This window comes from Methylobacterium gnaphalii (assembly GCF_007992215.1).
In the GTDB taxonomy this organism is placed as follows: Bacteria; Pseudomonadota; Alphaproteobacteria; order Rhizobiales; family Beijerinckiaceae; genus Methylobacterium; species Methylobacterium gnaphalii.
Genome location: NZ_BJZV01000001.1, coordinates 231,566 through 245,618 on the forward strand (window position 1 = coordinate 231,566; position 14,053 = coordinate 245,618).

Annotated in this window: 12 protein-coding genes; 6 read left to right on the forward strand and 6 right to left on the reverse strand. The window is 67.7% G+C overall.

The window, feature by feature from the left end; translation table 11 throughout:
- Positions 1-188: 188 nt before the first annotated feature.
- Together MGN01_RS01035 and MGN01_RS01040 are read left to right on the forward strand one after the other, a co-directional pair.
- Positions 189-1,289, forward strand: coding sequence for an adenylate/guanylate cyclase domain-containing protein (locus MGN01_RS01035; RefSeq protein ID WP_147044712.1), 1,101 nt, complete (start codon positions 189-191; stop codon positions 1,287-1,289).
- Between the two features lie 17 nt (positions 1,290-1,306).
- Entirely contained in the window at positions 1,307-1,489 is a 183-nt protein-coding gene (locus MGN01_RS01040) for a hypothetical protein (RefSeq protein ID WP_147044713.1), read from the forward strand.
- Positions 1,490-1,673: 184 nt separating this feature from the next.
- Here the strand turns inward: MGN01_RS01040 and groL are convergent, their stop codons facing one another.
- Both groL and groES read right to left on the reverse strand, forming a co-directional pair.
- Positions 1,674-3,317 (reverse strand): chaperonin GroEL, encoded by a 1,644-nt coding sequence (gene groL, locus MGN01_RS01045; RefSeq protein ID WP_147044714.1) that lies wholly within the window; start codon positions 3,315-3,317, stop codon positions 1,674-1,676.
- 96 nt (positions 3,318-3,413) lie between these two features.
- A complete protein-coding gene (gene groES / locus MGN01_RS01050; RefSeq protein ID WP_147044715.1) occupies positions 3,414-3,701 on the reverse strand; it encodes a co-chaperone GroES in 288 nt (95 codons plus the stop codon).
- A gap of 184 nt (positions 3,702-3,885) precedes the next feature.
- On the opposite strand from groES, the gene MGN01_RS01055 reads away from it, so the two are divergent.
- From MGN01_RS01055 to MGN01_RS01070, 4 genes are all read left to right on the forward strand, one after another.
- Positions 3,886-4,893, forward strand: a complete 1,008-nt coding sequence (locus MGN01_RS01055; RefSeq protein WP_147044716.1) for a magnesium transporter CorA family protein — start codon at positions 3,886-3,888, stop codon at positions 4,891-4,893.
- An 867-nt stretch (positions 4,894-5,760) separates the two neighbouring features.
- Entirely contained in the window at positions 5,761-7,209 is a 1,449-nt protein-coding gene (locus MGN01_RS01060; protein WP_147044717.1) for a lipopolysaccharide biosynthesis protein, read from the forward strand.
- A 126-nt stretch (positions 7,210-7,335) separates the two neighbouring features.
- Complete coding sequence (locus tag MGN01_RS01065) at positions 7,336-8,523, forward strand: FAD-binding protein (RefSeq protein WP_147044718.1); 1,188 nt, start codon at positions 7,336-7,338, stop codon at positions 8,521-8,523.
- Positions 8,524-8,541: 18 nt separating this feature from the next.
- Positions 8,542-9,942: a heterodisulfide reductase-related iron-sulfur binding cluster gene (locus MGN01_RS01070; RefSeq protein ID WP_147044719.1), complete on the forward strand. Its 1,401-nt coding sequence runs from the start codon at positions 8,542-8,544 to the stop codon at positions 9,940-9,942.
- A 263-nt stretch (positions 9,943-10,205) separates the two neighbouring features.
- Here the strand turns inward: MGN01_RS01070 and MGN01_RS01075 are convergent, their stop codons facing one another.
- From MGN01_RS01075 to fumC, 4 genes are all read right to left on the reverse strand, one after another.
- Positions 10,206-11,903, reverse strand: coding sequence for a methyl-accepting chemotaxis protein (locus tag MGN01_RS01075; protein WP_147044720.1), 1,698 nt, complete (start codon positions 11,901-11,903; stop codon positions 10,206-10,208).
- Between the two features lie 126 nt (positions 11,904-12,029).
- Entirely contained in the window at positions 12,030-12,293 is a 264-nt protein-coding gene (locus MGN01_RS01080; protein ID WP_147044721.1) for a ribbon-helix-helix domain-containing protein, read from the reverse strand.
- The gene (locus MGN01_RS01085) at positions 12,290-12,478 is read right to left on the reverse strand and encodes a DUF4169 family protein (RefSeq protein ID WP_147044722.1); all 189 of its coding nucleotides are present in this window, start codon (positions 12,476-12,478) and stop codon (positions 12,290-12,292) included. Before MGN01_RS01085 ends, MGN01_RS01080 begins: the two co-directional genes overlap by 4 nt.
- A gap of 60 nt (positions 12,479-12,538) precedes the next feature.
- Positions 12,539-13,963, reverse strand: coding sequence for a class II fumarate hydratase (gene fumC / locus MGN01_RS01090; RefSeq protein WP_147044723.1), 1,425 nt, complete (start codon positions 13,961-13,963; stop codon positions 12,539-12,541).
- Positions 13,964-14,053: the final 90 nt, after the last annotated feature.

Sequence of the window (14,053 nt, forward strand, 5' to 3'; positions counted from 1 at the left end):
AGAAGCCATCATGCCAGCATGAGCCTTGCGTCGTTCGGACGCGTTTATCGTTTGTCCTGCAACGCCTCCTCACCCGAGCCGCGACAAGGAGCGCCCGTGCGAACCGCCCCGCCTCACCGCTGCGCCGTTGGGCTGCAGACCGGCGCGGGCAAGCCGGTGCCTGACTTCCGCGAGCGGAGGGCCGGCTGATGCTGCCACAGCACCGCTGGTTCTGGGTCGTGATCCTCGCCGCCGCCGGCGGCGCGGGCCTGATCTACAACCTGGTCTTCGCTCAGGGCGTCTCGCCGGCCGCCGGATTCATCTACGGCTTCTGCATCGGAACGGCAGCGCTCGCCTTCGATCGCGGGCTGATCCTGGCAGGGCTGCAATCGCGCATCCGCCGCCTGCCGGCCTCGCTCTACGTGCCGGCAGCGGAACTCTCCTACGTGCTGATGATCGTGGCCGGCAACGCGCTCGGCGGCGTCCTCGTCTGGGCGTGCGGTCTGACCGAGGACCCGCTCGGGGTGGCCGTTCGCACGACGCCGCGGGTGCTGGCCTACGCGCTCGCCGTCTCGGCCTTCCTGGTTTTCGTGATCCGCATGCGCGACCTCATCGGCGGCGAGGTCTTCGTGAACTTCCTGATCGGACGCTACCACCGCCCGGTCGAGGAGGAGCGCATCTTCCTGTTCCTCGACGTGGTCGGCTCGACCGCCTTCGCCGAGACCCACGGCGACCTGCGCGCCCAGGAATATCTCAGCGCGGTCTTTGCGACCCTGGCCGAGCCGGTGCGCCGCTATCAGGGCTCGACCGACGACTATATCGGCGACATGGCGATGATTACCTGGCCGATGGAGCGCGGCCTCAAGGATGCGCGCTGCGTCTCCTGCCTGTTCGCGGTGCGCGACCGGATCGAGGCGGAGGCGGAGGCCTGGACCGCGCGCTTCGGCACGGTGCCGCGCCTGCGCGCCGCCTTGCATGGCGGCTCGGTGGTCACGGCCGAAGTTGGGGTCGACCGGCACAAGATCGCCTATTTCGGCGACGCAGTAAACGTCACGGCGCGGATCGAAGCCCTGTGCCGGCCATTGGGCGTGGACATCCTGATCTCCGAGGACCTGCTCGGCCGTCTGCCGCGCCTGCCCGAGGGCGTCACCCCGCGCGGACTCGGCGCCCATACCCTGCGGGGACGCGACCAGCCTCTCGCCGTGGCGACGTTGGAGCGCAACAGGGATGCAGTCGCGGCCATGACCGAGGAGGCCGTCGCCGCCGATCCGGCTTCGGCGGCGCGACCGCGGGCTGCTGCCGCGTCGTGAGCGCTGCCCGTGAGAGCATGACGTGGCGCACGCCCCTGCGCCTCGCCCTTCGCTACGGCCTGCTTTTCGCCGGGCTCGTCACCGTCGGATACTGGGTGGTTGCCTCGGTCGGCGGCAATATCAGCCGTGCCGGTTTCGCGCTCGGCGTGGGGCTGATCGTGGCGAGCTTCTCGGCCCGGCTGGTGCCCCCAGGCCGCTGACCCTTATCGGCCCCCGGCGGCCCTAAAGCCGTGCCCTTCCGCTCGAGCACGCGGCCTGCGAGGAGGGGCATTGCCACGCTCGGTTCGTCTGAAGCGTTCCTGTCCAGCCTGCCGATCAGGCTCATGAATAAAAAAGGGGCCGCCTCTCGGCGACCCCTTTCGTCTCGTGACGGTGGGCGTGGACTTAGAAGTCCATGCCGCCCATGCCGCCCATGCCGCCGCCGCCCATGGGGGGAGCGGACTCCTTCTTCGGAGCATCGGCGACCATGGCTTCGGTGGTCACCAGCAGGCCGGCAACCGAGGCCGCGTCCTGCAGAGCGGTACGCACGACCTTGGCCGGGTCGACGATGCCGGCCTGGATCATGTCGACATACTCTTCCGTCTGGGCGTTGAAGCCGTAGGTCTCGCCGCCGTTGTCGATGATCTTACCGACGACGATCGAGCCCTCGACACCAGCGTTGCTGGCGATCTGCCGGATGGGAGCCTCGAGGGCCTTCAGCACGATCTTGATGCCGGCCTTGATGTCGGCGTTGTCGCTGGTGAGCTGAGCAACGGCCTTCTTGGCGAGCAGCAGCGCGACGCCGCCGCCGGGGACAATGCCCTCTTCCACCGCAGCGCGGGTGGCGTTGAGCGCGTCGTCCACGCGGTCCTTCTTCTCCTTGACCTCGACCTCGGTCGCGCCGCCGACGCGGATCACCGCGACGCCGCCAGCGAGCTTGGCGAGACGCTCCTGGAGCTTCTCACGGTCGTAGTCCGAGGTGGTCTCCTCGATCTGAGCCTTGATCTGGCCGACGCGGGCCTCGATGTCGGCCTTCTCGCCGGCGCCGTCGATGATCGTGGTGTTCTCCTTCTCGATGCGGACGCGCTTGGCGCGGCCGAGCATCGGGAGCTGCACGTTCTCGAGCTTGATGCCGAGGTCTTCGGCGATCATCTGGCCCTTGGTGAGGATCGCGATGTCCTCGAGCATCGCCTTGCGGCGATCGCCGAAGCCCGGAGCCTTCACGGCAGCGACCTTGAGGCCACCACGCAGCTTGTTCACGACGAGCGTGGCGAGCGCCTCACCCTCGATGTCCTCGGCGATGATGAGCAGCGGCTTGCCGGTCTGCACCACGGCCTCGAGCACCGGCAGCATGGCCTGGAGCGACGAGAGCTTCTTCTCGTGGATGAGGATGTAGGGGTCCTCGAGCTCGGCGACCATCTTCTCCGCGTTCGTGATGAAGTACGGGGAGAGGTAGCCGCGGTCGAACTGCATGCCCTCGACGACGTCGAGTTCGGTCTCGGCGGTCTTGGCTTCCTCGACGGTGATGACACCCTCGTTGCCGACCTTCTGCATGGCGTGGGCGATCATGTCGCCGATTTCTTTGTCGCCATTGGCCGAGATGGTGCCGACCTGGGCAACCTCGGACGACTCGGCGACCTTCTTGGCGCGGGCGGTGATATCCTTCACCGCAGCGGCCGTGGCGAGGTCGATGCCGCGCTTCAGGTCCATCGGGTTGATGCCGGCGGCAACGTACTTGGTGCCTTCGCGGACGATCGCCTGGGCGAGCACGGTCGCGGTGGTGGTGCCGTCACCGGCGAGGTCGTTGGTCTTCGAGGCCACTTCGCGCACCATCTGGGCGCCCATGTTCTCGAACTTGTCGGCGAGCTCGATCTCCTTGGCGACGGTGACGCCGTCCTTGGTGATGCGCGGAGCGCCGAAGCTCTTCTCGATCACGACGTTGCGGCCCTTCGGGCCGAGGGTCACCTTCACCGCGTCGGCGAGGATGTCGACACCGCGGAGCATCTTGTCACGGGCGTCGGATGAGAAGCGTACGTCTTTCGCTGCCATCTGTGTTGTCCTTTCAGAGTGTGGATGAGCCCCAAGGCGCGCCTGAGCGGCTGCCTCCAAGGGCTGTCGTTAGGGTCCGAACGAGGGAGGATCGCCTTAAGCGACGATGCCCATGATGTCGGATTCCTTCATGATCAGGAGGTCCTGACCGTCGATCTTGACCTCGGTGCCCGACCACTTGCCGAACAGCACGCGGTCGCCGGCCTTCACGTCCAGCGCGTTGACCTTGCCGGACTCGTCGCGGGCGCCGGGGCCGACGGCGACCACTTCACCCTCTTGGGGCTTCTCCTTGGCGGTGTCGGGAATGATGATCCCGCCCTTGGTCTTCTCTTCACCTTCGATACGGCGGACGACGACACGGTCGTGCAGCGGACGGAACTTCATGAGCTGCCCTCTTGCTTCGAATTCTCGGATGGTCTTGATGCGGCGGGGACCGCGTCCCGACCCGATCGTTAGCACTCTAAGCCGGTGAGTGCCAACGACGACGGCGAGATAGGCATGCCCTATCTTCGAGTCAAGCAGCGTGAGCGTTCGCTCGCGCTCATCCTTTCCGGAAAGTTCCTCCTCGATGATCAGTCTGCACGGGCCCCAGGGGCCTATCGAGCATGCCGGCGCGGGAGAGGGAGCCGCGCTGCCGCGTGAGGCGGTCTGGATTGACCTGCTCGACCCGACCGAGGAGGAGGCGCGTCGGGTCGAAGAGGCCACCGGCCTGCGGGTGCCGACGCGTGAGGCCCTCAGCGAGGTCGAATCGTCGAGCCGCCTGCGCCGGCTGAAGACTGGCGGCCTCTCGCTGTCCTCGCCGATGATCACCTTTGACCGTTCGAATTTCGTCTTGAAGCCGATCGGCTTCGTGCTCACCAAGGACCATCTCGTCACGATCCGTTTCCACGAGCTGCGCGCCTACGAAACCGTCAAGACGCGCATTGCCGAGCGCGATGGCGACTGCGCCAACGCCGTGGAAATCTTCCTGCTGATCGTCGAGGAACTGGTGGACGGTCTCGCCGACACCCTGGAGGAGATGTCGGCGGATCTCTCGTCGCTCTCGACCCGGATCTTCGACTTCGACCCGGTCGATCGTTCGAAATCCAGCAAGGTCGGCCGGCTCTCCCCGAAACGGCGCGACCTGGCCTTGAGGCGGCTGCTTCGCTCGATCGGCTGGCAGGGCAAGGCTCTTGGCAAGGTGCGGGCGAGCCTGCTCGGGCTGGGCCGCATCGTGCCCTTCGTGAAGGATTCCGGCGCCGAGCAGCTCGATGCCGAGGAGAGCCCGCGCTTCGATACGCTCTCGCGCGACATCGTCTCGCTCGACGAGTTCGAAACGCGCCAGACCGAGACGCTGCAGTTCCTGCTCGATGCGGCGCTCGGCCTGATCAACATCGAGCAGAACAACGCCTTCCGCATCCTCACCGTGGTTTCGGTGGTCGGCATCCCGCCGACCCTGGTCGCCTCGATGTACGGCATGAATTTCAAGCACATGCCGGAGCTCGAATGGATCTATGGCTATCCCTACGGCCTCAGCCTGATCGCGCTCTCGGCGCTGATCCCGATCGTGGTCTCCCGGATCAAGGGCTGGGTTTAGGCACTCCGCATCTCCTCTCCCCTCGGTGAGGCCGCCCAGAGGAGGAGTGCAGCGTCACGCTGGAGGCCTGCTCGATCGTGCCGTGTGCGACCTCCCTCACCTAGGGAGAGGAGGACAACAGCGCCGCCTCCCTTGACAAATTTCCTATTACATGATTGAAGTCCGTCACCAGCTTCCCGCCCGTCGGGGGAGCGCCGCGGGGTCGAGGGCGGTGCTTTGGGAGGCGGGGCGATGCCCGCGTCGGTGGTCTCACCCATCGCCGCCCCGGGCGGGAAGGGTCGACGCAAGGTCTGCCCGGGCTGTGGCGGGGTTCGGCGAGGAAATGCGCCGGGCTTTGGCCGACCCTGCCTGGGCGACACCGAGATGCTGTCGGCATCGTCCACTACGGGGCGGTGCGCACGGAAGGAGGTAGCCACGCAACTTCCTCGGGATGGGGGCGTCCTGCCAGACAGGAGCCCGGCACCGGGGCGTGTTGAGCGACAGGTCGACATCACCGAAGACATCGCGACGCAAAACCGGTCCGGCCGCCCCTCACGACGGGCGCCAGGACCGCGGGACGCCGGGGACCCCCGCCTCTCGTGACCACGCGTGTCGACATGGGTCCGCGGCGTCCCGCGTCTCCCCAATCCAGACCCACGGCGGAGCTCCTCCGCGCGGGGACAAAGACGCGTGCGCCATCCGCCACCGGCCGCGGCATCCTCCCACCCATGCGGATGTGAGGGGGATGAGGGAGGTCGAGGATGGGCAGGATCGGACGGATGACTAGGTCCCAAACCGGGTGTTCAGCCTTTCTTGGCGCCTCGCCGCGAGAATGCCGCGCAAGCCGGTAATGAAACCGGCCGGACCCGAGCCGGATTTCCTCGACCGATGGCCGTCATCGCCGCCTTCGTCATCAACTCGGCCCTGAACCTGCTGCTCGGCCTGCTCATCGCCAAGATGCTCGGGCCGGCGGATTTCGGCCGCTTCGCCCTGGCGACCGCGGGGGCCGTGGTGCTGAACACGTTGCTCTTCGAGTGGCTCAGGCTCTCGACGACCCGCTTCTATTCGGCCCGCGTCAGGGAGGGCGAACCCTGGATCCGGGCCGGGCTCGACCGGGCCTACGGCGTCCTCGCCATCGCGCTCACCGCGATTGCCGCGCTCTGCGCCGGGCTCGGCCTCGCGATCGACCCGACGCCGGAGAGCCGGCTCGCGGTCACCGCGGCGACAGCCGTGACGGCGGTCGGAATCGGCCTGTTCGACTACCACGCGGCCTTGGCCCGCGCCCGCTTCGTCGGCGGCACCTATCTCAAGCTGGTCGTCTGGAAGAACATTTTCGGCGTCGTGCTGATGGCCGGCACGGCCTGGCTCTTCCCGCAGCCGGTCTGGGTCCTGCTCGCCGGCGCCGCCAGCCAGGCGCTTGCCGTGGTGGTGATGCGCAAGGCCCTGCACGACCGCCCCGGCACATTCGCGCCCGACCGCAGCCGTCACATCCTCAAGGTCTTCGCGGCCTACGGGCTGCCGCTGATCGCGGCCAACGCGATCTACCAGCTCATGCCCTTCATCAACCGCGGCGCCATCGCGGCGGCGGCGAATTTTTCCGAGGCCGGCTATTTCGCGCTGGCCGCCGATCTTGGTTCGCGCGGCTTCTCGACCCTCGGCACGGCTCTCGACCTGCTCCTGTTCCAGCTTGCGGTGCGCGCCGAGGAGCATCACGGCCGCGAGGCGGCGGAGGCCCAGATCAGCCGCAACATCGGCGTGGTCGTCGCCCTGCTGCTGCCCTGCGCCGCGGGCTACTGGGCCGTGACGCCGGCCCTCCAGCAGCTCGTCGTGCCGGAGGCGTTCCGCGGGCCGTTCGCGCTCTATACGGCCCTGCTGATCCCGGGCCTGTTCTGTCTCTCGATCATGAACTTCGCGCTGAACCCGATCTTCCAGATCCGCCGCAAGACCAGCCCGGTCGTCGCCGCCGCCCTGCTCGGCTGCGCCGTCAACGGCATCGGCCTGGCGCTGCTGCCGGGGATGATGGGGCCGCCCGGGATTGCCGTGGCGCAGTCGCTGGGCCTCGCCGCCGCCGTGGCCTTGCTGGCGGCTCGTGCGCTGTTCGGCGTGGACCGGCTCGCCATGCCCTGGCGCGACATCGGTCTCTCGGCCGCCGCGAGCCTGGCCATGCTGCTCGTGCTGGCGCCGCTGCGCCACCTCACACCGGGTATCGCCCTGCCGCTATGCCTCGGCATCGGCATCGCGCTCTATGGCGGGCTCGTCTGGATCTGCGACATCGCTGGCCTCAAGGCTCTCGTGATGGACCGTTTCCGGCCCCGGCATCCGGTGCCGGCCGAATGAACTTGCAGGCCGCCGTGGCGCAAGAAATTCGCGGCTGCGCCTTGCGGTCGCGCTTGAATCCCATGGACATTCCGTTTTGACTGCTTCCAAAGAGCATCGATGACGGACGCTCATGGGCAGGAAACGATGGGTTCATACGCTCCCGCGAGCGAGCAGGAGGCCGCCGCGATCGTAGCGGAGGCGTTTGGCCGATCGGAACGGCTGCGGCTGGTCGGCGGCGGCACCAAGGCCGGGATCGGCCGCCCAGCCCAGGACGAGTCGACGCTCTCGGCGCACCGGATCAGCGGCGTGACGCTCTACGAGCCGGCGGAGATGGTGGTCTCGGCCCGCGCCGGCACGCCGCTCGCCGAGGTGGAGGCGTTGCTCGCCGAGCGAGGCCAGATGCTGCCCTTCGAGCCGATCGACCATCGCGGCCTGATGGGCTCGACCGGCGAGCGGACCTTCGGCGCCGTCGCCGCCTGCAACAATTCCGGCCCCCGCCGCATCAATGCGGGTGCTGCCCGCGACAGCCTGATCGGCGTACGCTTCATCAACGGGCGCGGCCAGGCCATCAAATCGGGCGGCCGGGTGATGAAGAACGTCACCGGGCTCGACCTCGTGAAGCTGATGGCCGGCTCCTGGGGCACGCTGGGCCTGCTCACCGAGGTGACCTTCAAGGTGCTTCCCGTGCAGGAGCGGGTCTCGACCCTGGTCTTCCGCGGGCTCGACGATGCCCGCGCCATCGAGGCGCTGAGCGCCGCCCTCGGCTCGCCCTTCGAGCTCACCGGCGCCGCGCACCTGCCGGCCGGGTTGGGGGAGGGGACGGCGCGAACGCTGATGCGCGTCGAGGGTTTCTCGAAGTCCATCGACTATCGCCTCGGCGAGCTGTCGCGCCTGCTCAAGCGCTACGGCCAGCCCGAGATCGTCGACGGCGAGGCCTGCGCCGCGCTGTGGCGGGGCGTGCGCGACGTCGCCCCGCTCACCGAGCCGCGCGAGGCGGCGATCTGGCGGATCTCGACGGCGCCGGTGCGCGGCGCGGCGCTCGTGGCGTCGGTTGCGGCATCGCGCGAGGCCCGCTGGTTCTATGATTGGGGCGGCGGCCTGATCTGGCTCGCCACGGATGCAGGCGGCGATGCGGGGGCCGAGGCGATCCGCGCCGCGACCCGCGCCCAGGGCGGCCACGCCACGCTGGTGCGCGCACCGGATGCCGTGCGCGCGGCAGTGCCGGTCTTCGAGCCGCTGGCCGAGCCGCTCAACCGGATCACGGCCGGGATCAAGGCTGCGCAGGATCCGGCGGGCCTGTTCAATCCGGGGCGGATGTACGCCGGCGTTTGAGGCTTCAGGAACAGTACAGTGCAAACCAATTTCAGCCTCGCGCAGCTCGCCGACCCGGCGACCAGGGCTTCAGAGAAGATCCTGCGGACCTGCGTGCATTGCGGCTTCTGCACCGCGACCTGCCCGACCTACGTGCTGCTCGGCGACGAGCTCGATAGCCCGCGCGGTCGCATCTATCTGATGAAGGACATGTTCGAGGGCGGGAAGGCGGCAACCGCCGAGGTCGTCAAGCATGTCGACCGCTGCCTGTCGTGCCTGTCCTGCATGACGACCTGCCCCTCGGGCGTACACTACATGCACCTCGTCGACCATGCCCGTGCGCATATCGAGAAGACCTATACGCGCCCGTTGAGCGACCGCTTGATGCGCTCGGTGCTGGCCTTCGTGCTGCCCTACCCGAACCGCTTCCGCCTCGCGCTCCTCGGAGCCAAGATCGGTCAGCCCTTCAGGCCGCTCGTCGCCAGGCTGCCGCGGGTCGGCAACCGGCTCGCGGCGATGCTCGATCTCGCGCCGGCGCAACTGCCCAACCGTAACCCGACGGATCGCCCCGGCACGTTCCCGGCCGATACCAGTGCCCTCGAGATCAGCGCCCTGATCCAGGAGGGCGAGCAGGCCGCTCCGGTGACGCGCCGCGGCCGGGTCGCCTTGCTGCGCGGCTGCGCCCAGAGCGTGCTGCGTCCGGATTTCAACGAGGCCGCCATCCGCCTGCTCAACCGCCACGGCGTCGAGGTGGTGCAGGCCGCAGGCGAAGGCTGCTGCGGGGCGCTCACCCATCACATGGGCAAGGAGCATTCCGCCCACGCCTTCGCCAAGCAGGCCATCGACGCCTGGATCGCCGAGATGGACGGCAAGGGCCTCGACGCGATCATCGTCACCGCCTCCGGCTGCGGCACGACGATCAAGGATTACGGCTTCATGTTCCGCGACGACCCGGCCTATGCCGAGAAGGCGGCACGGGTCTCGAGCATCGCCAGGGACATCACCGAATACGTCACCGCGATCGGCCTGATGCCGCCGGTGGTGGATACCGATCTCACCGTCGCCTACCACTCGGCCTGCTCGCTGCAGCATGGCCAGGCCGTCCGCACCGAGCCTAAGACGCTCCTGAAGAAGGCCGGCTTCACCGTGAAGGACGTGCCCGAGGCCCATCTCTGCTGCGGCTCGGCCGGCACCTACAACATCCTCCAGCCGGAGATTGCCAACCGGCTGCGCGCCCGCAAGGCCGCCAATATCGAGCGGATGCAGCCCGACATCATCGCCGCCGGCAACATCGGCTGCATCACGCAGATCGGGAAGGTCACCGGCATCCCGATCCTGCACACGGTTGAGCTGCTGGACTGGGCAACCGGCGGGCCGCGCCCGGAGGCGTTGGAAGGCATCGCAAAGCCCACACCCCTGCTGCAGGTGGCGGCGGAGTAAGCCCCTTCCGTCATTGCGTCGGCCCGGCCTCGCAATGACGGGGTAGGATGTCCGGGTCGAACCCGTAGCGGGGCTGGGGCCGACGGGGCGACTCAGCTTCTGGCGAGAACCTGGAGCGCTGGTCGGCAGCGGCGGTGAGGTCTGAGCCCCGCATGCGCTATGACGAACGGACCGGCAGCTTGGCTCGATCTTCGCCCGCGCGGGGTACCGACGACCGGTACCCCACGCGGGTCAACTTCATCACCCGACGCCGAATGGACGCGTCAGGCCGCCCGCACGGTAGCGAGGAAACGTGCCACTTCGCCGGTGAGGTGCTCCGACTGGCGCGACAGCTCCGAGGCGGAGGCCAGGACTTGGCTGGCTGCGGCGCCGGTCTCATCGGCGGCCCGCGCCACGCCCGAGATGTTCGCGGTGACCTCGCTGGTGCCGGTGGCGGCCTGGGAGACGTTACGCACGATCTCCTGGGTAGCCGCGCCCTGCTCCTCGACGGCGGCCGCGATCGAGGTGGCGACGCCGCTGATCTCCTGGATGCGCGCGGTGATACCGCTGATCGCGCCGACCGCCTGATCGGTCGAACCTTGGATGCGGGCGATCTGGCTGCCGATCTCGTCGGTGGCCTTGGCGGTCTGCGAGGCGAGTTCCTTCACCTCGGCGGCCACCACGGCGAAGCCGCGGCCGGCCTCGCCGGCGCGGGCCGCCTCGATGGTGGCGTTGAGGGCCAGCAGGTTGGTCTGCCCGGCAATGTCCGAGATCATGCGCACGACGTCGCCGATCTTCGCGGCCGCGGCGCTCAGCTCGTGCACCAGCGTCGCGGTGCCGGCAGCATCCTCCACGGCCTTGCCGGCGAGCGACGCCGAGCCGTCGACCTGCCGGCCAATCTCCTGGACCGACGAGCCGAGTTCTTCCGCGGCGGCGGCCACGGTGCTCACGTTCGAGGCGGCCTCTTCGGCCGCGGCCGCGACGGAGGTCGACTGGTTCGCGGTCTCCGCGGCGGTCGCCGTCATCGTCTGAGCGGTGGCCTGCAGCTCCGTAGCGGCGGAGCCGACGGCGCCGACGATTCCGCCGACGGCCTGCTCGAAACTGTCGGCGAGTTCGATCATGGTGCGGCGGCGCTCGACGGCGGCGGCTTCATCGGCGATGCGCTTGCGCTCGGCGTCCTCGGCAGCCTTCTTGGACACCATGGTCTTGATACCCTCGACCGCGCGCCCGACGGCGCCGATCTCGTCGCCGCGCGCCGCTTCAGCAATGTCGGCGTCGATCTCGCCCTTGGCCATGCGCTGAAGCACGCCGACGAGCCGGCTCATCGGCTTGGTGATGCCGTAGATCGCAATCACGGCCAGCAGGACACTCGCGACGATCAGGCCAACGATTGCGACGACGACCAGCGTCCAGGTGGTGTCCTTCGCCACGGCGGCGGCCTCATCCCGAGCCTTGATCAGATCGCGCTGATTGGCCTCGACCCGTTGCTGCAGGGCGTCGACGAGCTTTGCGCGCGTCACTCGGCCTTCGCCACTGGAAATATCGGTCGCTGCGCGCTTGTCACCCTTCGCGGCAACCGCGGTCACCCGCTCGGAAGCAGCGAAGAAGTGGTTCATCTGAGCCTTGATGTCCTCGTTCCTGGCCCGCCGTTCCGGACTATCCGACAATTCGATCAGGCGGTCGACCGCGCGGTAGGCAGCCGTCTTGGCATTGGCCTGACCCTTGAGCTGTGCAACGAGCTGCGCCTCCTCGGTCTCGAGAATTATATTCTTCTCGCGGATCGTCGCCTCGTTCACCTGAAGTGCGAGCTCGGCAGAAAGAACAGCTCGGGTTGCGCTCTCGTCGACGAGGTTCTGCGCCACGCGCGCCAGCATGGTGAGACTGGATTGGGAGAACCAGACAAGGCCAACCGACACCGCAACCAAAAATAGCGGGGGTATCGCAAGCTTTACGAGAAGTTTGGAATTGTTGAACGCGCGCATTACCGGCTCCCAAGCCGGAACAGCTGGCTCGATCAAGTAGAGACGAGCCGCAAATTGCAGTGCACCGATTAATGCTAGGTTTACTGTTTCAACGACTTATAGTGCATAGCATTCGTTAGACTGGTGCTAGGCCGCGCTCACGGTTGATCTCGGCGGTGGGCCGGACCGTTCCAAGATGCGTTGCAGCACAAAAACCCGGATCGCCGAGGACAGGTTCTGGTCCCCGCGCGCGGCGTCGATCGTCCCGATGAGCGCCTGAACCGACTGCTCACGTGCGGATGCGATCTCGCGCAAGGCATCCCAGAAGGCCGCCTCCAGCGAGACGCTGGTGCGGTGGCCGGCAATCATCACCGAGCGCTTCTTGAGCAGGCCCGGCGCCTCCTCGCTCATTCCTCGTCCGGCTTCTTGAGCCGGTGGCCTTCGAGCCGCTCGGATTCGATGGCCGCCTCCTTCTCGGCGAGGGTCTTGGCCTTCTTGGAACGGCCAAAGACGATGCGGTTCTCCGCGGCGCGGGCCTGCTTCTCGGCCTTGTCGCGCGCCTTGCGGAACTGGTTCAGGTTGATGATCTCGGCCACGGCACGACGGTCTCCGACCGGACCCGGCGGGACAATCCCGCCGGATCGATGATCATGCGTCTAATCGATGCTTGGCGCTAGCATCGTGTCGGGGCGCACCACGCGGTCGAATTCCTCGGCTGTGACATAGCCGAGGTTCAGCGCTTCCTCCTTGAGGGTCGTGCCGTTCTTGTGCGCGGTCTTGGCGATGGTCGCGGCCTTGTCGTAGCCGATCGAGGGGGCGAGCGCGGTGACCAGCATGAGCGAACGGCTCATCAGGTCGGCGATCTTGTCCTCGTTGGCTTTGATGCCGACGACGCAATTATCGGTGAAGCTTACCGCCGCATCCGCCAGCAACCGCACCGATTGCAGCACGGCGTTGGCGATCACCGGCTTGAACACGTTCAGCTCGAAATGGCCCTGCGAGCCGGCAAAGCTCACCGTGGTGCCGTTGCCGATCACCTGGCAGCAGACCATCGTCAGGGCCTCGCACTGGGTCGGGTTGACCTTGCCCGGCATGATCGAGGAGCCGGGCTCGTTCTCCGGCAGCGAGAGCTCGCCGAGACCGGAGCGCGGGCCAGAGCCGAGCAGGCGGATATCCTGCGCGATCTTGAACAGGCCCGAGGCCAACGCGACCAGAGCGCCCTGTGTGAAGACGAGAGCATCGTGCGTGGCGAGCGCCTCGAACTTGTTCTCGGCGGAGGTGAAGGGCAGGCCGGTCAGCTCGGCGACCTTGGCCGCGAAACGCTCCGCGAATTCCGGATGCGCGTTGAGGCCGGTGCCCACCGCGGTACCGCCCTGGGCCAGCGCGTAAACCCCGGGCAGCGTCTGCTCGATGCGGGCCTTGCCCAGCGCCACCTGAGCGACGTAGCCCGAAAATTCCTGGCCGAGCGAGACGGGGGTCGCGTCCTGCAGGTGCGTGCGGCCGATCTTCACGATGGAGGAGAAGGCCTTCGATTTGGCCTCCAATGCATCGTGCAGATGCGTCAGCGCCGGGAGCAGGCGCTCCTTGATCTCGCGCGCTACGGCAATGTGCATGGCAGTGGGGAAGGTGTCGTTCGAGGACTGGCTGCGGTTGCAGTGGTCGTTGGGGTGGACCGGCGACTTGCCGCCGCGCTTGCCCCCGAGCCGCTCGTTGGCGAGGGATGCGATGACCTCATTGGCGTTCATGTTGGACTGGGTGCCCGAGCCGGTCTGCCAGACCACCAGCGGGAACTCGTCGTCGTGCTTGCCGGCGACCACCTCTGCGGCGGAAGCGGCGATGGCGTCGGCGATCCTCGCGTCGAGGCCGCCCAGATCCTTGTTCACCAATGCGGCCGCCTGCTTCACGATGCCGAGCGCGTGGACGACCGGAGCCGGCTGGTGCTCCGTGCCGATGCGGAAGTTCTGGATCGAGCGCTGCGTCTGCGCGCCCCAGTAACGGTGCGCCGGGACCGCGATCGGCCCGAACGTGTCGGATTCCGTCCGGGTCTCCTGACGGGTTTCGGTCGAATGATCCGGCGACATCGTGGCCTCTTCGTCTGCGTCGTGGCGGCCCCTACTTACCGAAGGGAGCCACCGAGTGAAATTCCGCTTCGCGCGGAGCTAAAGGAGATT